This window comes from Mesorhizobium sp. P3_A10, assembly GCF_056403175.1.
In genome coordinates this window covers 171449-188550 of the sequence record NZ_JBFUFZ010000001.1, presented here as the reverse complement: position 1 = coordinate 188550, position 17102 = coordinate 171449, and the positions used below count along the sequence as shown (strand labels likewise).

Annotated in this window: 18 protein-coding genes; 12 read left to right on the top strand and 6 right to left on the bottom strand. The window is 62.8% G+C overall.

What is annotated here, in order from left to right; genetic code table 11:
* Positions 1-36: 36 nt before the first annotated feature.
* A complete protein-coding gene (locus AC1DXU_RS00930) occupies positions 37-378 on the top strand; it encodes a winged helix-turn-helix domain-containing protein (RefSeq protein WP_477363159.1) in 342 nt (113 codons plus the stop codon).
* A gap of 27 nt (positions 379-405) precedes the next feature.
* Here AC1DXU_RS00930 and cobF read toward each other — a convergent pair whose 3' ends face one another.
* The gene (gene cobF, locus AC1DXU_RS00925; RefSeq protein WP_477363156.1) at positions 406-1176 is read right to left on the bottom strand and encodes a precorrin-6A synthase (deacetylating); all 771 of its coding nucleotides are present in this window, start codon (positions 1174-1176) and stop codon (positions 406-408) included.
* Positions 1177-1318: 142 nt separating this feature from the next.
* Between cobF and AC1DXU_RS00920 the strand changes: the two genes are divergently transcribed.
* The 6 genes from AC1DXU_RS00920 to AC1DXU_RS00895 all read left to right on the top strand — a co-directional run bounded on the left by AC1DXU_RS00920 (position 1319) and on the right by AC1DXU_RS00895 (position 6894).
* Positions 1319-2335, top strand: coding sequence for a DUF4424 domain-containing protein (locus AC1DXU_RS00920; protein WP_477363153.1), 1017 nt, complete (start codon positions 1319-1321; stop codon positions 2333-2335).
* Positions 2335-2853 (top strand): dihydrofolate reductase, encoded by a 519-nt coding sequence (locus tag AC1DXU_RS00915; protein WP_477363150.1) that lies wholly within the window; start codon positions 2335-2337, stop codon positions 2851-2853. Before AC1DXU_RS00920 ends, AC1DXU_RS00915 begins: the two co-directional genes overlap by 1 nt.
* 146 nt (positions 2854-2999) lie before the next feature.
* Entirely contained in the window at positions 3000-4115 is a 1116-nt protein-coding gene (hflK, locus tag AC1DXU_RS00910) for an FtsH protease activity modulator HflK (RefSeq protein WP_477363147.1), read from the top strand.
* Positions 4115-5059, top strand: coding sequence for a protease modulator HflC (gene hflC, locus AC1DXU_RS00905; protein WP_477363144.1), 945 nt, complete (start codon positions 4115-4117; stop codon positions 5057-5059). Before hflK ends, hflC begins: the two co-directional genes overlap by 1 nt.
* 6 nt (positions 5060-5065) lie before the next feature.
* Positions 5066-5257, top strand: a complete 192-nt coding sequence (locus AC1DXU_RS00900) for a DUF2065 domain-containing protein (protein WP_477363141.1) — start codon at positions 5066-5068, stop codon at positions 5255-5257.
* Between the two features lie 119 nt (positions 5258-5376).
* Positions 5377-6894, top strand: coding sequence for a DegQ family serine endoprotease (locus AC1DXU_RS00895; protein WP_477312061.1), 1518 nt, complete (start codon positions 5377-5379; stop codon positions 6892-6894).
* Positions 6895-6940: 46 nt separating this feature from the next.
* Here the strand turns inward: AC1DXU_RS00895 and AC1DXU_RS00890 are convergent, their stop codons facing one another.
* Complete coding sequence (locus tag AC1DXU_RS00890) at positions 6941-7513, bottom strand: GNAT family N-acetyltransferase (protein WP_477363138.1); 573 nt, start codon at positions 7511-7513, stop codon at positions 6941-6943.
* Between the two features lie 142 nt (positions 7514-7655).
* Entirely contained in the window at positions 7656-8477 is an 822-nt protein-coding gene (gene serB / locus AC1DXU_RS00885) for a phosphoserine phosphatase SerB (RefSeq protein ID WP_477365916.1), read from the bottom strand.
* Positions 8478-8547: 70 nt separating this feature from the next.
* Between serB and miaA the strand changes: the two genes are divergently transcribed.
* On the top strand, positions 8548-9516 hold the full coding sequence (gene miaA, locus AC1DXU_RS00880) for a tRNA (adenosine(37)-N6)-dimethylallyltransferase MiaA (protein ID WP_477365913.1): 969 nt from the start codon (positions 8548-8550) through the stop codon (positions 9514-9516).
* 129 nt (positions 9517-9645) lie between these two features.
* Positions 9646-10437: a GGDEF domain-containing protein gene (locus tag AC1DXU_RS00875; RefSeq protein ID WP_477312059.1), complete on the top strand. Its 792-nt coding sequence runs from the start codon at positions 9646-9648 to the stop codon at positions 10435-10437.
* A 226-nt stretch (positions 10438-10663) separates the two neighbouring features.
* Here AC1DXU_RS00875 and AC1DXU_RS00870 read toward each other — a convergent pair whose 3' ends face one another.
* On the bottom strand, positions 10664-12490 hold the full coding sequence (locus AC1DXU_RS00870) for an ATP-binding protein (RefSeq protein WP_477363135.1): 1827 nt from the start codon (positions 12488-12490) through the stop codon (positions 10664-10666).
* Between the two features lie 152 nt (positions 12491-12642).
* Between AC1DXU_RS00870 and AC1DXU_RS00865 the strand changes: the two genes are divergently transcribed.
* The 3 genes from AC1DXU_RS00865 to AC1DXU_RS00855 are packed head-to-tail and all read left to right on the top strand — an operon-like array spanning position 12643 to position 14073.
* Positions 12643-13209, top strand: coding sequence for a helix-turn-helix domain-containing protein (locus tag AC1DXU_RS00865; RefSeq protein WP_477363132.1), 567 nt, complete (start codon positions 12643-12645; stop codon positions 13207-13209).
* Positions 13210-13213: 4 nt separating this feature from the next.
* Positions 13214-13522, top strand: a complete 309-nt coding sequence (locus tag AC1DXU_RS00860; protein ID WP_477312056.1) for a hypothetical protein — start codon at positions 13214-13216, stop codon at positions 13520-13522.
* A 23-nt stretch (positions 13523-13545) separates the two neighbouring features.
* Positions 13546-14073 carry a GNAT family N-acetyltransferase gene (locus AC1DXU_RS00855; protein WP_477363129.1) on the top strand — a complete coding sequence of 176 codons (528 nt, stop codon included), beginning with the start codon at positions 13546-13548 and terminating at the stop codon, positions 14071-14073.
* A gap of 62 nt (positions 14074-14135) precedes the next feature.
* Here the strand turns inward: AC1DXU_RS00855 and AC1DXU_RS00850 are convergent, their stop codons facing one another.
* Entirely contained in the window at positions 14136-15938 is a 1803-nt protein-coding gene (locus AC1DXU_RS00850; protein WP_477363126.1) for an NAD(P)-binding domain-containing protein, read from the bottom strand.
* A gap of 173 nt (positions 15939-16111) precedes the next feature.
* A complete protein-coding gene (locus AC1DXU_RS00845) occupies positions 16112-17011 on the bottom strand; it encodes a LysR family transcriptional regulator (protein WP_477363123.1) in 900 nt (299 codons plus the stop codon).
* Positions 17012-17102 lie beyond the last annotated feature (91 nt).

Below are 17102 nucleotides of genomic sequence, written 5' to 3'. Positions count from 1 at the left end.
CTGCCGAAGGGCTAATCTGACCGCGGAGGACAAGACATGCCGTCGCTGAGCTTGCGCATAAACCTCGATCCCGACGGGCGCATCGGACCCGGCAAGGTCGAGCTTCTCGAGCAGATCGCGGCCTTCGGCTCGATCTCGGCCGCGGCGCGCGGCATGGAGATGTCCTACAAGCACGCCTGGGACCTGGTCGAGGACATGAACCGGGTGTTCGGCAAGCCGCTGGTCGCAGCACAAACCGGCGGCCGCAAGGGCGGCGGCGCCCAACTAACGTCTGTCGGGCTTGCCGTGGTCAGCCGCTTCCGCGCTATCGAGCGGGCGGCGACGTCCGCGGCGGCGACGCATATGGAGGCACTGCAGGCGGAGATTGATGCGGCTTGAGGCAGTAGGGCAGTAGGGCAGTAGGGCCTAGTCGTCTTCACCTGGCTTGCGCAGCAGGTAGGTGTCCATGATCCAGCCGTTCTTTCGGCGGGCTTCTTCGCGGGTTCGCTCGATCTCGGCGCCGACATCGCCGAGGCGGCCGGAGATGAGGATTTCGTCCGGTGTGCCGAGATAGGCGCCCCAGTGGATGATGAGGTCCTTGTCGGCCAGCGTGTTGAAGGCGCATTTGCCGTCGAGCATGACGACGGTGCTGCCGGCATTCTGCGGCATGCCTTCTTCGGTCAGGCGACGGCCGGTGGTGACCAGGATGGAATCGCCGATGCGGTTCAGTGCCATTTTATGGCCGGCGGCCAGGGCCTGGACAGCGGTGATGCCGGGAATGACTTCCAACTCGAACGCTACATTGCCCCTCAGGCGCACCCGCTCGAGAATGCGCAGCGCGCTGTCGTAGAGCGAGGGATCACCCCAGATCAGGAAAGCGCCGCAACCGTGTTCGGCAAGCTCGTCGCGGATCAGGCCTTCGTAAATTTCGGCGATCGCCTCGTGCCAGTCGTCAACGGTCGAGCGGTAGGACGGCGCCGGCTCGGCGCGCACCGGCACGTCGAACTCGACCCGGCGCGAGTTCGGGTTGGTGACGAAACGGTCGCAGATATGGCGCCGCAATTCGGCGAGGTCGTTCTTTTTCGCGCCTTTGTCGGGGATAAACAGGACGTCCGCCCGGTTCAGGCCGTCGATGGCCTGGACCGTCATGTGGTCGGGATTGCCGGCGCCGATGCCGATGACGAGAAGCTTGCGCATGGGCGAACTCCTGCCCGATCGCAACGTCAGTGTCCAGACAGCCATGAGATGTGCGCAAGCCTTCGCGAGCATGCTGAAGGGCTTTGAAACGCCACATTGAAACGGCTAGTGTCGCCACGGCATTTTTGCCGAGGGGGCTTCCATGTTTCGCACCATCCTGACCGCGGCGCTGGCGCTTTCTGCCGCACCTGCATTGGCCAATGATTCGGTCGCCGAACTCGGCACCGGCGGGCTGATCCTGTCGCGCAGCGACGCGGTGGCGATGGAAAGCGAGGACCTCTACATCTCGCCGGAAAAGGTGACGGTCGACTATGTCTTCCGCAACAACACCGACAAGGATGTCGACGCGATCGTTGCCTTCCCGATGCCCGACATCTCGGGCGATCCCGAGGAGAGCCCGGCGATCCCTGAAAATCAGAGCGACAATTTCCTCGGCTTTGAGGTGACGATCGACGGCGTGGCGGCAAAGCCGCAACTGGAGCAAAAAGTGTTTGCGCTTGGCATCGACATCGGCGCCGATTTGAAGGCGCAAAACGTGCCGTTCAATCCATTTGGGGACGCGGCCAAGGCGGCGCTGGCAAAACTGCCGCCAGCCGTTGCCGACGACTGGGTCAACCGCGGCATCATCATCCAGGACTCGTCCGACGACGATGCAGGCGCGAAACCCGTCTACGCGCCGTTCTGGCAATTGCGTTCGACCTATTGGTGGCGTTCAACCTTCCCAGCCAACAAGGCGGTCAAGGTTTCCCACCGCTACAAGCCGAGCGTCGGCGGGACATCCTCGGTCAGTTTTTTCTATGACGGCCAGTTCCAGGGCCAGTACGCGGCCTACAAGCCCCGCTATTGCATGGACAACAATTTCGAGAATGCGGTGCGCAAGGCGGCCAAGGACGATCCCGACGGCTATCCGAAATATTTCGAGAGCCGCATCGCCTATGTCCTGACCACCGGCGGCAACTGGGCGGCGGGCACCATCGGCAAGTTCAAGCTGACCGTCGACAAGGGCAATCCGAAGGCCCTGATCTCGTTCTGTGGCGATAACGTCAGAAAAGTCGGGGCGACGACATTCGAGATGACGGCCAATGATTTCTATCCCGAGCATGACATCGACATCCTGATCCTCCATCCGTCGGACAGCGATGGCGGGAACGGCGGCTGATGGACATCGCGATCTATGTTGCCATCGCCGAGAATGGCGTGATCGGGCGCGATGGCGGCTTGCCGTGGCGGCTTTCCACGGATCTCAAGCGCTTCAAGGCCGACACGATGGGCAAGCCGATCATCATGGGCCGCAAGACCTATGAGGGCATCGGCCGGCCATTGCCGGGCAGGCTGAACATCGTGGTGACCCGCGACAAGGTCTGGCGCGCCGAGGGTATCGAAATCGCGCATTCGCTCGACGAGGCAATCAAGCTGGCGACGGTGCGCGGGCGCTGCATGGCCGGCGCCGACGAGATCTGCGTCGTCGGCGGCGGCGAGATCTATGCGCAGGCGCTGCCGCTGGCCGACCGCCTGCATGTCACCCATATCCTGGCCAGTGTCGATGGCGACGCGCATTTCCCTGACATCGACCCGGATTTGTGGCGCCTTGTCAGTTCGCAGGACGTTCCGGCGGGTGAAAAGGACAGCCATGCGACGCGCTATTCGGTTTACGAGCGATGCCGCGACGTGCATTGAAGGCGATAAAGGGTCGCGAACGGTCCAAAACGGACACGCTCGGCAGCGGATCGCGTTGAAAGCGCGCCTGCGCATCCCTATAGAAGAACTACTGGATTTTGCGCCGCAACGCCGGCGCCGAGGGAATTCCAAGCGAAAGGACATTCATGCCCTGGAACGACAAAAGCGGCGGTGGCGGCGGCCCATGGGGCGGCGGCGGCAACAATCAGGGGCCCTGGGGGCAGGGACCAAAGGGACCGAGCGGTCCGCAGGGCTCGCCTCCCGATCTTGAAGACATCATCCGGCGCGGCCAGGACAGGCTCCGGCGCGCACTGCCGGGTGGTGGCGGCGCCAGCCCCGCGGTCTTCGCACTGATCGCGGCCGCATTGGTCGTGCTGTGGGCGTTCAAGGCGGTCTATACCGTGCAGCCCGATGAGGTTGCGGTGGAGTTGCGCTTCGGCAAGCCGAAGGCCGAACTCTCGCAGCCCGGCCTGCATTTCCACTGGTGGCCGATCGAAACGGTCGAGACCGCCAACATCGCCGAGCAGCTCGTCGATATCGGTGGCGGCAACACCAGCGGCAACGGTCTGATGCTTTCGGGCGACCAGAATATCGTCAACGTGCAGTTCTCGGTGGCCTACCAGGTTTCCGATCCGCGGGCCTATCTGTTCGACGTCTCCGATCCCGAAGGCATGCTGCAGCAGGTCGCCGAAAGCGCCATGCGCGAAGCCGTCGGCCGGCGACCGGCGCAGGACATCTTTCGCGATGACCGCCAAGGTATTGCAGCGTCGGTGCGCGAAATCATCCAGACGACGCTGGACGGCTACAAGGCCGGCCTGAACGTCAACGCGGTTTCGATCGAGGACGCGGCGCCGCCGCGCGATGTCGCCGACGCGTTCGACGAGGTGCAGCGCGCCGAACAGGACGAGGACAAGTTCGTCGAGCAGGCCAACCAGTATTCCAACCAGAAGCTGGGCCAGGCGCGCGGCGCGGCGGCGCAGGTCCGCGAGGACGCTGCCGCCTACAAGAACCGTGTCGTGCAGGAGGCCGAAGGCGAGGCGCAGCGCTTCATCTCGGTCTATGACGAATACGCCAAGGCGCCGGATGTGACGCGCAAGCGGCTTTATCTGGAAACCATGGAGAGGGTCCTGAAAGACTCAAACAAGGTCATCGTCGAACAGGGCAACGGGCAAGGGGTCGTTCCCTATTTGCCGCTGCCGGCATTGCAACAGAAGGCGCCGGCGCCTTCTGTCCTGGGTGCGACCACGGGAGCAGCCCAGTGATGGCCAACCGTCTCCCCATCCTCGCGGTCGTCGCCGCGGTCATCCTGTTCCTGATCTATTCGTCGGTCTTTGTCGTCAACGCACGCCAGCAGGCGCTGGTGCTGCGCTTCGGCGAGATCGTCGACGTCAAGAATGAGCCCGGCATCTATTTCAAGGCGCCTTTCGCCTTCTTCGATGCCGACAGCGTGCAGCTGATCGAAAACCGGGTGCTGCGCTTCGATCTCGATAACATCCGCGTCCAGGTTTCGGGCGGCAAGTTCTATGAGGTCGATGCTTTCATCGCCTACCGTATCTCGGATCCGCGGGTGTTCCGCGCCGCCGTATCCGGTCAGATCGGACTGGCCGAGGCTCGGTTGCGGACGCGTCTCGATGCGGCACTGCGCCGTGTCTACGGTCTGCGCGACTTCGAGGCGGCGCTCTCGGAAGAGCGTGCGGTGATGATGCGCGAAGTGCGCGATCAGCTCAGGCCCGACGCCACCTCGCTCGGCCTGCAGATCGAGGATGTGCGCATCCGCCGGACCGACCTGACGGCCGAGGTTTCGCAGCAGACATTCGACCGCATGAAGGCCGAACGTCTGGCCGAGGCCGAGCGGCTCAGGGCGCGCGGCAAAGAGGCCGCGCAGCGCATCACCGCCCGCGCCGACCGCGAGGTGGTGGAGATCGTTGCCGAGGCGCAGAAGGAATCGGAGATCCTGCGCGGTGAGGGTGAAGCCCAGCGCAGCGCCACCTTCGCCGATGCCTACAAACGCGATCCGGCCTTCTTCGATTTCTATCGGTCGATGAGCGCCTATGGCACGGCACTGGACAATAGCGGCACCACGATGGTGCTGTCGCCGAACTCGGAGTTCTTCCGCTTCTTCCGCGACCCCGACGGCAAGGCAGCACCGACGGCGCCGCCGGCAGCTCCCGCTGCACCGGCAACACAGCCAAGCACCGGCCAGTAGCGGCCGGTGCAGGATTTCCTCGCGGCAATAGGCCTGGTCCTCGTCATCGAGGGCCTGGTCTATGGCGGGTTTCCGAACCTCGCCAAAAAACTTGCTGGTGAGGTGCTGTCGATGCCGGAGAATGCGCTGCGCATTGCCGGGCTGGCCGCGATCGCCATCGGTGTCGGCATCGTCTGGCTGGCGCGTGGCTGGCTGTAACGGAGGATTTATCCTCTGCCGGTAGTCATAGCCGCAAACGTGCCGTATTTTTTGCCAACATGGCGCGACGCGGCATTTGCCGACGCGCTTTACTTTTTCAAACACCGGGAGGCTTCTCGATGACATCCAACACCCTTCTGCGCGCAGCGAGGCGGACGTTCATCGCCGGCGCAGCCGCACTTCTCGTCGGCGCCGTTGCCGTCCCGTCCTTCGTGACTCCGACAGTGGCCGCGGACGGGCCTGCTTCGGTCGCCGACCTTGCCGAGGGCCTGCTTGGCGCGGTGGTCAACATTTCGACCTCGCAGACGGTGAAGGGCACGGAAGGCCCGGGCGCGGTGCCGATGCCTCAGCTTCCCGAGGGCTCGCCCTTCCAGGATTTCTTCGACGATTTCTTCAAGAACCGTGGCGGCGACAAGGATGGCGGCGCGCAGAAAGTGCAGTCGCTGGGTTCCGGCTTCGTGGTCGATGCCGAGCAAGGCATCGTGGTGACCAACAACCACGTCATTGCCGACGCCGACGACATCGAGGTGAATTTCTCCGATGGCATCACGCTGAAGGCGACGCTGGTCGGCACCGACACCAAGACCGACGTTGCCGTGCTGAAGGTCGATCCGAAGGGGCACAAGCTGACAGCGGTGAAGTTCGGCGATTCCAACAAGATGCGTGTCGGCGACTGGGTGATGGCGATCGGCAATCCGTTCGGCCTCGGCGGCACTGTGACGGTCGGCATCGTCTCGGCGCGCAACCGCGACATCAATTCGGGACCCTATGACGATTTCATCCAGACCGATGCAGCGATCAATCGCGGCAATTCCGGCGGACCGCTGTTCAACAGCTCGGGCGAGGTCATCGGCATCAACACGGCGATCATCTCGCCGTCGGGTGGCTCGATCGGCATCGGCTTCTCGATTCCCTCGCAGCTTGCTTCGGGCGTCGTCGACCAACTTCGCCAGTTCGGCGAGACGCGGCGCGGCTGGCTTGGCGTGCGCATCCAGCCGGTGACAGACGACATCGCCGAAAGCCTCGGCATGGCGACGGCCAAGGGTGCGCTGGTCGCCGGTGTCATCAAGGGCGGACCGGTCGACAACGGCACCATCCTGGCCGGCGACGTCATCATCAAGTTCGACGGCAAGGACATTCATGAAATGCGCGATCTGCCGCGTGTCGTGGCGGAAAGCCCGGTCGGCAAGGCGGTCGACGTGATCATCGTGCGCAAGGGCGTCGAGCAGACCGTGAAAGTGACGCTTGGCCGGCTTGAGGACGGCGAGAAGCTCGCCAGCGGCGAAGACGGCACCACCGACGAGGACAAGGGCGGCGACAAGGCGCCGGCGGTTTCGACGGCTTCGGTGCTCGGCATGACCGTCGGCGAACTCAACGACGAGACGCGCACCAAATTCGGCATCGCCGCCGATGTCTCCGGCGTCGTCATCACCGACGTCACCAAGGATTCGGCGGCCGCCGAACGCGGCATCCAGGCCGGCGAGGTGATCACCGAGATCGCCCAGGAATCGGTTGCCACGCCCAAGGACGTCATGGACCGGATCGGCGCACTGAAAGAGCAGGGGCGCAAGAACGCGCTTTTGATGCTGGCGTCGAAGACCGGCGAGTTGCGGTTCGTGACCATCCGGATGGATTGAATCCGGAAGGGCCAGTAACGCTCTGATCTTGATATGAAAAAGGCGGCTACCCAGCCGCCTTTTTTCTTGCCTGCCAGTCGTTGCGCGACAGCCGGTAGAGGACATGCCGCTTGAGATGGGGGTGGCTGTCCGGGATGTCGGGATGATCGAAGTCTCTCGATGGATCGGCGCTCATGCCAAGACGCTCCATGACGGCCGTCGAGCGGCGGTTGGCCGCGACGGCGAAGGAGACGATTTCGTCGCGGTCAAGCGTTTCGAAGCCAAAGGTGAGCCAGGCTTCGGAGGCCTCGGTGACGTAACCGTTGCCCCAGAATTCCGGCGCCAGCCGCCAGCCGATCTCGATCGTATCGGAAGGCATGGACGGCACGTGATCGGTCTCTAAGAGGCCGACAAAGCCAATGCATTCGCCTGTCGCGGCAATCTCGGCGGCGGCAAAACCAAAGCCGTCCTCGGCGATCCAGCCCCGAAATTCGTCCATCTTGGCATCCGTCTCGGCACGGTCACGGCGAAACGGAAAGAACTCCATCACCTGTTCGTCCGAATTGATGCGATGGAACAGTTCGCGGTCGCGATCTTCCCAGTTGCGCAGGATGAGGCGTTCGGTTCGGATCGGCTTCATTGGAGACCTCTTGATAATTCTACTCCGGCGGACATCTGACGCAGCTTTCTGCGCTTCCGGTGCTCACGGACCAAATGTCCGCTCCGCTCCGGTTCTCGACAGCTACGTCACCTGTCTCGCCGGAGCGAATTCTTAACAGGCCTCACAAGACAAACTCGTCTTGCCGATAACCCTGGAGGTAGAGCAGCGCGGTCAGGTCGGCATGGTCGATGCGCACCTTGGCCTCCGCCGCAACCGTGGGCTTGGCATGCAGGGCGACACCGGTGCCTGCCAGGCGGATCATGTCGAGATCGTTGGCGCCGTCGCCGACGGCGATGGCATCGGCAGGCGCCAGACCGAGGCGGGCCGAGATTTCGAGGAGCGCGTCGGCCTTGGCGGCGCGGCCAAGGATCGGCTCGGCGACCAGCCCGGCAAAGCGGCCGCTCTCCTCGATCAGGCGGTTGGCGCGGTTTTCCTGAAAACCGAGCATGGCGGCGATGCGAGAGGTGAAGATTTCGAAGCCACCGGACACAAGGGCTGTCCAGGCGCCATTGGCGCGCATCGTCTGGACAAGGGCGCGGCCGCCGGAGGCCAGTGTCAGGCGATTGGCGATGATGCGGTCGACCACGGCGGCGTCGAGACCTTTCAGCAACGCCACCCGCTCGCGCAGAGCCGGTTCGAAAGCGATCTCGCCATTCATCGAGCGCGCCGTGATGGCGGCGACGCGATCCTTGACGCCGATCTCATCGGCGAGCTCGTCGATGCACTCCTGGTCGATCATGGTCGAATCCATGTCGGCGATGAGAATCTTTTTTCGCCTGCCGTCAGCTTGCTGGACGATCAGGTCGACCGGTTCGGAAGCCAGCGCGGCGCGCAGGCTGGCGGTCGTGTCGGCGGCTTTGGCCGCTTCGGGCAGGACGAGATCGCAAGCGATGCCTTCGGCCAGCCAGCGAACAGCGCTTGCGCCGGCCGACCGTGACGCCATATTCGCAAGCGAGGCCGACAATGAGCGGCGGGCGGGATGGGACACAAGCGTGGCGATCAAGCGTGTGGAGATCGGGGGCATTGAAAATTCCGGCGAGCAGGCGGGCGAGGGCCGCGTGAAGAACGCGATCCTGATAGCCGGGCCAACCGCCAGCGGCAAGTCGGCGCTGGCGCTCGATATCGCCGAGCGCAAGGGCGGGGTCATCGTCAACACCGATTCCATGCAGGGCTATTCGGTGCTCGACGTACTGACGGCGCGGCCGCGTGCAGCCGAACTCGCCCGCGCGCCGCACTTTCTTTACGGCCACGTTCCTCCATCCACCGCCTACTCCACCGGTGCCTGGCTGCGCGACGTGATGAAGCTGATCGACGACGGGACGCTTTCCGGGCGCCCAGATGGCACGTTCTTCGAACGGCCAGTGATTTTCGTCGGTGGCACCGGGCTTTATTTCCGGGCGCTGGCGGAAGGCATTTCGGAAATGCCGGATATTCCGCAGTCGGTCCGCGACCGTTGGCGCTACGAACTCAAGGAGCAAGGCTCGGCCAAGCTGCACCGCATCCTGCTGCATGAGGATTCGGCGGTTGCCATGACGCTGAAGCCGACCGACGGTCAGCGCATCGTGCGCGCGCTCGAAGTGCTCGACGCGTCGGGCCGCTCCATCCGGGAATGGCAGGCGGCGCGCGGCCGGCCGCTGATCGACCGCGACAGCGCAAGATTCCTGGTCATCGAGCCGGACCGGGCGGCCCTGGTGGAACGCATCGAGGCGCGGTTCGACCGCATGCTCGACCAGGGTGCGCTGGATGAGGTCAAGCAACTGGCGGCGCTCGGCCTCGATCCTGATATGCCGGCGATGAAGGCGATCGGCGTGCGCGAACTGCAGGCGGCGATGGCCGGAGATATGAGCTTTGCCGAGGCCATCGAACGGGCCAAGATCGCGACACGGCAATATGCCAAGCGGCAGACGACCTGGTTCAGGCACCAGTTGGGCTCGCAATGGCGCAGATTGCTGCCCGGCGATATCTCGGAAATCGCCATCTGAGCGCACGCTTCCCAGCCAATCTTAAAAGTTGACGTTAATTGTAGATTTCCCGTCGAGGTTGTCCTAATTAACGCTCCGTAAGGCCCTGCATGCGATAAGGTCTGCGGGCACTTTTCCAACGGGGAGCAGATGCGTTTCCACAAGGCGGAATCCGCATTTTTCGTCTTTATCTTCGTGATCCTCGCCGCGGGCCTGGTGACGCTTCATGCCTATGGACTTCTGCAAGCCTTTGCCGAGGAGGTCCATACGCCTTCAAAGGCCGAGGAGATCGCCTATCTCAACAAGCTGTTGCTGGCGACCGGCGTGCTTCTGGCGACCGCATTGTTCTTCGGTATTTTCTTCATCTATCCGATGATCCGCAGGCAGGCTGCGGAAGAGGGCAAGCTGCGCGCCATGACGGTCTCGCTCAGCGCCCGTTCGGATTCGTTGGAGCATGCAGCGCTGACCGACGGCCTGACGGGTATGCAGAACCGGCGCTATTTCGACGATGCGCTAAAGGAATATCTCGAGGAATTCCGCCGCATCGAAAAGCCCGTCGGGCTGATGATCCTCGACCTCGACCATTTCAAGCAGGTCAACGACACCCATGGCCACGATGTCGGCGATGAGGTGCTGAGAGCCGTTGCCGGTTGCCTGAAGGGCATCACACGCTATCACGATGTGGTGGCGCGGCTGGGTGGCGAGGAGTTCGCAGTGGTCACGCCCAATATGGACGCCGAGCTTCTGGCCAAATTCGCCGAGCGCATCCGCAAGGCGGTTGCCAACATGTCGGTGCTGTCGGGCAATGTCCGCCTGAAGGTCACCACCAGTGTCGGCCTGGCGGTCTGGGACCGCAAGGAAACGGCCGAGGATTTTTACCGCCGCGCCGATCGCCAGCTCTATGAAGCCAAACGGCAAGGACGCAATCGCGTCTCCGCCTAAATCCCGTCATTGAATTCGTGATGCTGGCCGCCTGGCGCCGTTTTCTGCGCTTCCGGTGCTCACGGACTTAAATGTCCGCTCCGCTCCGGTTCTCGAAAACGACGCCATCCGACTCAGCCTGACGAATTCCTTGACGGGATTTACCCAAGCGAGCCAACGAAGCAGAGCCCTTGGATGCTTGACGTGGCTTCTCGATCGGTCGGCAGGATGATGTCGAGCCTTAGGCTCAGTCGTTCTGCGGGCGCAGGCCGAAGGTTGCGGGCTTGAGGCCGTAGCGCAAGTCGAAATCGTCGTCCGGCTGGATGCGTGTCGCGGGCGGCTTGCGGTAGTCGGGATCGCCGGCCTGCCGGCCCGAATCGACGACTTCAGCAAAGGCCATCGCAGATTGCGCCTTTGGCACGTTGCGCAGCCGTTCGACGATCGCGGCGAGATCGACATCGCCGCCGGTTTCGGACTCCAGGTCATCACGCTTGGCGGTGCCGGGGATCAGTTCTTGTGACAGTTTCTCGAATTTCAGCCGCATGGTGGTCGCTACGCCTTCACCGAAGGCGATGGCTTCGCGCTGGCCCATGGACGACAGGAACGCCAGCGTCGAGGCCGAGGAATCGGCGATCGCCGAGCGGATGATCGCCTGATCCTGTTCATTGGCCAGCCGCATGGCAAAGAAAGTCGAGCACTGCGACAGGATGGTTGGGTCGAGTTCGCCAGGGCGCTGGGTGACGACACCGAGATAGCAGCCATATTTGCGGCCTTCCTTGGCGATGCGCGACAGCGCGTGCCGGGTCGGCGCGAAGCCAAGGCGAGGATCGGCCGGCATGTAGCGGTGGGCTTCCTCGCACAGCAGGAGCAGCTTCAGCCGTCCTTCGCTCCACAGAGCAAGGTCGAAGGCCAGGCGCGCCAGCACCGAACAAACGGAGTTGACCACTTCGGACGGCATGCCCGCCATCTCGAAGCAGGTCACCGGCCGGCCGTGATGCGGCACGCGGAAGATGTTGCCGATCGTCTCGTGGATGGTGTCCTCGATCAGGCGCGAATTGAACATGAAGCGGTAGCGCGGATCGGATGCCGCCGATTCGATGCGCGTCTTCAGCGATTTCAGCGTGGGGCGGTCGTTCTTGCTTTCCAGCAACCCCATGCGCTCGTCGATCTGCTTGATGAGATCGACCATGCGATAGGGCACAGGTGTGTCCGCGGTCAGCGCATCGCTGCCACGCTTGATGTAGGCGCCGGAATTCGGATTGCGGTACAGGTTCTTGGCGGCCGGGATCAGGTCACGCAGGACGTCGACTTCCTCCGGCACGGTCTCGCGGCCGCGAAACAGCACTTCGGCGAATTCCTCGAGCCTGAACATCCAGAAGGGCAGGTCCAGTGTCTTTGAATCGACCCTGACGCAGTATTCGGGCAGCGAGGCCGCGAATTCATTGTGCGGATCGAGAATGAGGATGCGCAGGTCGGGCCGGGCGGCGATCGACTTGCGCAACAGCAGCGAGACGGCGGTGGATTTGCCGACGCCGGTGGTGCCGACAATGGCGAAATGGCGCGCCAGCGTATCGTCGATGGCGATGTTGGCGTCGATCGCCTCGTCCTGCGACAGAGTGCCGATGGTGATCGAATGACGCCCGGCGAGATCGTAGACCGCCTGTAGGTCGCGGCTGCGGATGCGGTGGGCAATGGCGCCGATATGCGGATAGGTGGTGATGCCGCGGTCGAAAATCGGTTTGGCGCCGGGCTCGGCGCCGTCGCGGACCTCGCCGATAAGCTCGACGCTGACCTCGATCGGGTTCTGGCCCTCATTGCTCCAGGCACGATCCGACTTGCCGATCTCATAGACCAGGCCGACGGTTCGCGACGTGCCGAGATTGATGGAGATCATCTTGCCGACCGTCCACAGGCCGGTTATGGCGCCCTCGATGTCGTCGGCATAGGCGCTGATGGTGGCGCGCGCGCCATCGCATTGCACGACATTGCCCAGAATGCGCTTGTCGTTCTGCTCCGCTTGGCGGCGCTCCTGCGATGTCGGTTCTCCGACAGAGGCTTCGCGTTCGACGAACATCAATAGCCGATCCCCATTTCCCTGAGCGTCGACCCTACGCAGATGGGGTTAAGGTGGGGTGTGGTCGGATGGTGTAGGTGGCGTTAAGCGATCAGTGAAAATTGACTCGATCGACCTCTTTTCTTGCCTCATAAATTCGATATATTGGACGAATGACTGATATAACGAATGATATCTCCTCGACCATCGGCCGAAGAATACACGCCGAAAGGACCTTGCGGGACTGGTCCCTGGCTGAGCTCGCCGACCGTTCCGATGTGTCGAAAGCCATGCTGAGTACAATAGAACGCGGCAAGACGAGCCCGACCGCGGCATTGCTCGTGCGCATCGCGGCAGCTTTCGGCATGACGCTTTCGACGCTCATCGCGCGGGCGGAACTGCAAGGCGGCGGCCTGCTTCGCGAAAGCGACCAGCCGCTGTGGCGCGATCCCGCCACTGGCTATGTCCGCCGGCATTTATCGCCGGTGTCGGACATGCCGCTCGAGCTGGTCAGGGTGCAGTTGCCGGCCGGCGCCAGGGTAAGCTTTCCGGCGGCATCCTACGCCTTCATCAAACAGCAGATGTGGTTGATCTCCGGCCGGCTTGAATTCACCGAGGGCGACGTCGTGCACAATCTCGAGCCTGGCGACTGCCTGGCGCTCGGGGCGCCGTCCGACTGCACCTTCCACGCTGTCGGGCCGGACGCCGCCGACTATCTGGTCGCGCTGGTCAGGGGCTGAACGCATGGCACGCCGTCCCAAACGCTCCGACAATGGAGGGCCGCCGCTCGACGACTACAAAGGGCCGCCATGGGGCAAGGGCGACCCTTACATCTTCCTCGCTTGGCAGGCCGCGCACGCCAAGGCGTGGAAGGCGCCGAGCCGCGAAGTGATGCTGATGCGGATGGAAAAGGCTGAGCGGCTGGGCCTGACCTATGAGGAGTACACGCTCGAAATCCTCGAACGCGGGCTGCATCTGCAGCCGCAGGACACCGATCGCATCGCTGCGATCAAGGCGACGCGAAAGCGACGCCGGGTCAGTCGTCTGGATTGAGGACGGCAAGGGATATGGCACGCATGGGCTCCATCGAAATCAAAGCTCTGACCGGCGCTGCCGCGACGCATGAAATGTTGGTCGACATGCTGATCGAGACGGTTGCAGCCGGTGGATCGGTCAGCTTCATGCATCCGTTGTCGAGGCAAGCGGCGGGAGCCTTTTGGGACAAGTCTCTCATGGCTGCAGAGAGGGGTGAGAGAGCAGTGCTGGGCGCGTGGCAGGACGATACTCTCGTCGGCACCGTGACCTTGCTGCTCGACTTCCCACCCAACCAGCCGCACCGGGCCGAGATCGCCAAGCTGATGACCCGTGTCGACCATCGCGGCAAAGGCATTGCGACCCGCCTGATGCGGGCCGCCGAAGACCTTGCGGTGGAGAAAGGCCGCAGTTTGCTGGTGCTGGACACAGCGAGCGATGAGGGTGCTTCCGGTCTCTACGAGAGACTTGGCTTCACGCTCACCGGCGAAATACCGGACTATGCCTTGAAGCCGCATGGCGGGCTGACCGGCACGCTCATTTACTGGAAGCGCATCGGCCAGTCTCGGTGACGCTTTTCTTGTTTGACCATGATCCTTTCCGAAAACCGGGTCCCACTTTTCGGGATCATGGTCTAACCCTTGTGATGCACCTGCTGCAGGCCGTAGACCGGCGTCGCGATGCCTTCATGGCGCGCCTTCAACTGCAGCGACAGGAACTGCGAATAGTGGCGTGACTGGTGCAGATTGCCGCCGTGGAACCAGAGCGCCTCCTGTTGCGTCGGCTTCCACATGTTGCGCAGTTCGCCTTCCCACGGGCCTGGATCCTTGGTGGTGTTGGAACCGAGGCCCCAGCATTTGCCGACCTTGTCGGCGACGTCCCTGGAGATCAGGTCGGCCGCCCAACCATTCATCGAGCCATAGCCGGTGGCGTAGACGATGAGATCCGCCGGCAATTCCGAGCCGTCGCTGAGCAGCACCGAATGCTCCTTGATCTCGTTGACGTCGACACCGCTTTTCAGCTTGATCGAACCGTCGATGATGAGGTCCGACGCGCCGACATCGATATAATAGCCTGAGCCGCGCCGCAGATATTTCATGAACAGGCCGGACTCGTCGTCGCCCCAGTCGAGCATGAAGCCGGCCTGTTCCAGACCCTTGTAGAACTCGGCGTCACGCTTCTTCATCTCGGCATAGGCCGGGATCTGGAATTCGTGCAGGATCTTGTAGGGCAAGGAGGCAAAGATGAGGTCGGCCTTGGCTGTGGTCATGCCGCTCTGCACCGCCTTTTCCGAATAGAGCGACCCCAGGCCGATTTCCATCAGCGTGTCGGATCTGGCGATATGGGTGGTCGAGCGCTGCACCATGGTGACATCGGCGCCGGCTTCCCAAAGTGCGGCAGCGATGTCGTGGGCGGAATTGTTGGAGCCGATGACAACAGCCTTCTTGCCGGCATAGGCGTCGGGGCCGGGGTGTTTCGAGGAGTGGTGCTGATCGCCCTTGAAGTTCTCCATGCCCTTGAATTTCGGCAGATTGGCCTTGCCAGATTGACCGGTGGCCAGCACCAGCTGCTTCGGCTTCAGCACGATGTCATTGCCGTCACGATGGACGACGACCGTCCATTCCTTCTTCTTGTCGTCATAGACAGCGCTTTTGGCTTCGGTCGAGGACCAGTAATTCAGCTCCATGACCTTGGCGTACATTTCCAGCCAATCGCCGATCTTGTCCTTGGGCGCGAAGACCGGCCAGTTCCTGGGGAAATCGATATAGGGCAGATGGTCGTACCAGACCGGGTCATGCAGGCAGAGCGACTTGTAGCGCTTGCGCCAGCTGTCGCCGGCGCGCTCGTTCTTTTCGACGATGATTGTGGGAACGCCGAGCTGCCGCAGCCGGGCGCCGAGCGCGATGCCGCCCTGGCCGCCGCCGATGATCAGCGTATGGGGCTGCGTCTTGAAGCCGAGCTCGGCGGCCTCCTTCTCGCGCTCCTCCTTCCAGGTTGGACGGTTCTTGCCGTGACCATGCTTGGCGCCGAGCGGGCGGTCGAAGCCGGCCGGTTCCTCATGGCCTTTCAGCTCGACCATGGTGGTGAGCAGCGTCCAGATCTTGCCGTCCTTGAGCCGGATATGGCCGAAGCCACGCGCGACCTCTGTTTCGAAGCTGATCCAGCCCTCCAGCAGCCCATCGCTTTCGCTGGCGTCTTCGCCTTTGGCAATTTCCCAATTCGATGGTTTTGTCTTCGCCAGCTGGCTCATCAGCATGGCGCGCACCTGGTCGCGGCCTTCCATGGTCTTGATGTTCCAGGTGAAGGTGACGAGATCGCGCCAGTAGCAATCCTCCTGAAAACACGCGACCGCATTGTCGATGTCGCCGGCGGCAAGTGCCGCGCCGAAGTGGTCGAGCAGGTCGGAAAGCTTCTTGTTGGGGGCTTTGTCGAGCATCAAGTTTCCTCCGCAATTTTTTGTAGCCGCTTGGGATGAGCGGAACCTGCCGGAGCTTGACGTCCGGCCTTGCGCAGTATCGCGGCAAACTAGGCGCCGCGTCACGTCGTCAAATAGTTTGGCGCGTTTTCAGCGGCTTATCGGGAAAATCGAGGGAGACTGACCCTGCCGGATCAATGTGAGGGGCGATCGCTCATGCGTTGAGCAAACACTGTCGCGAACCAGTGGCGGACATCGTCTTCAGCACGGCTGAGATGGGCGCCGGAAGGTGCGGTCAGATAGTGGCCGGCGCCGCTCGACAGGGCGAAGTCAGACAGGGTCACGAGCGATCCGTCGCCAAGTGCCGCGTCGGCCAGCGGGCGTGAGCCGAGCACTATGCCGGCGCCGTGTTTTGCCGCCTCCAGCGCAGTGACGAAACTGTCGAATTTGTGCATGGGGCCGATCGCTGGCGTCATGCGGGCGGCGGCGAACCATTCACCCCACATTTCGCGCGCGCCGACGACGCTTAGCATCGGCAGCTGGGTCCAGTCCGGCGCCTTGGTAAGGCCGGGCGCCGCCATCGGGATCAAGGTCTCGCGGGTGAGGCGATCCGCCTGCCGCCCGGCGAAAGAGCCGTTGCCGAAGCGGATGTCGAGCACGCCGGAGCGTTCGCCATAGTCGGCCGGCGTGTGGATGGTCTCGATTTGCAACTGGACGAAGGGCAGGGTTTTGGCCATTTCAGGCAAGATCGGCGCGATCATCAACACGGCAAACGAAATCGGCGAGCGTATCGTCACGCTCTGGATCGTCTTGGGTTCGAACAGGTCCCGGGTGCTGTTGCCGATCACGGCGAACGCCGATTGCAAATGCGGCAGGTAGGCGGCGCCTTCCGGGGTCAATTCGACGCCGCGCGCCAGGCGGATAAACAGCGGCTGTCTGAGCCGATCTTCAAGCGAACGGACATGCTGGCTAACGGCCGCCTGGGTGAGGCCGAGCTCGGCGGCGGCGGCAGTGAAATTTGACAGCCGCGCGGCGGCCTCGAAACTGCGCAGCCAATCCAGTGGTGGCAGTTTCTCTGATCGGAAGCCAGTCATAAAATTTCTATGGCCTAAGGTCGAAAAATGATAATTTGAATTATGCATGCGCGGGGATCACGGTGCAAGGGTGGAAGCCAGGCAGGGAACC

Excerpts from the sequence above, each read along its gene's own strand:
- AC1DXU_RS00845 (WP_477363123.1), bottom strand. The coding sequence starts at position 17,011 with ATGACTGGCTTCCGATCAGAGAAACTGCCACCACTGGATTGGCTGCGC.
- serB (WP_477365916.1), bottom strand. The coding sequence starts at position 8,477 with ATGGCGTCACGGTCGGCCGGCGCAAGCGCTGTTCGCTGGCTGGCCGAA.
- AC1DXU_RS00855 (WP_477363129.1), top strand. The coding sequence starts at position 13,546 with ATGGGCTCCATCGAAATCAAAGCTCTGACCGGCGCTGCCGCGACGCAT.
- hflC (WP_477363144.1), top strand. The coding sequence starts at position 4,115 with ATGGCCAACCGTCTCCCCATCCTCGCGGTCGTCGCCGCGGTCATCCTG.
- AC1DXU_RS00895 (WP_477312061.1), top strand. The coding sequence starts at position 5,377 with ATGACATCCAACACCCTTCTGCGCGCAGCGAGGCGGACGTTCATCGCC.
- hflK (WP_477363147.1), top strand. The coding sequence starts at position 3,000 with ATGCCCTGGAACGACAAAAGCGGCGGTGGCGGCGGCCCATGGGGCGGC.
- cobF (WP_477363156.1), bottom strand. The coding sequence starts at position 1,176 with ATGCGCAAGCTTCTCGTCATCGGCATCGGCGCCGGCAATCCCGACCAC.
- AC1DXU_RS00890 (WP_477363138.1), bottom strand. The coding sequence starts at position 7,513 with ATGAAGCCGATCCGAACCGAACGCCTCATCCTGCGCAACTGGGAAGAT.
- AC1DXU_RS00860 (WP_477312056.1), top strand. The coding sequence starts at position 13,214 with ATGGCACGCCGTCCCAAACGCTCCGACAATGGAGGGCCGCCGCTCGAC.
- AC1DXU_RS00930 (WP_477363159.1), top strand. The coding sequence starts at position 37 with ATGCCGTCGCTGAGCTTGCGCATAAACCTCGATCCCGACGGGCGCATC.
- AC1DXU_RS00850 (WP_477363126.1), bottom strand. The coding sequence starts at position 15,938 with ATGCTCGACAAAGCCCCCAACAAGAAGCTTTCCGACCTGCTCGACCAC.
- AC1DXU_RS00920 (WP_477363153.1), top strand. The coding sequence starts at position 1,319 with ATGTTTCGCACCATCCTGACCGCGGCGCTGGCGCTTTCTGCCGCACCT.
- AC1DXU_RS00865 (WP_477363132.1), top strand. The coding sequence starts at position 12,643 with ATGACTGATATAACGAATGATATCTCCTCGACCATCGGCCGAAGAATA.
- AC1DXU_RS00915 (WP_477363150.1), top strand. The coding sequence starts at position 2,335 with ATGGACATCGCGATCTATGTTGCCATCGCCGAGAATGGCGTGATCGGG.
- AC1DXU_RS00875 (WP_477312059.1), top strand. The coding sequence starts at position 9,646 with ATGCGTTTCCACAAGGCGGAATCCGCATTTTTCGTCTTTATCTTCGTG.
- AC1DXU_RS00870 (WP_477363135.1), bottom strand. The coding sequence starts at position 12,490 with ATGTTCGTCGAACGCGAAGCCTCTGTCGGAGAACCGACATCGCAGGAG.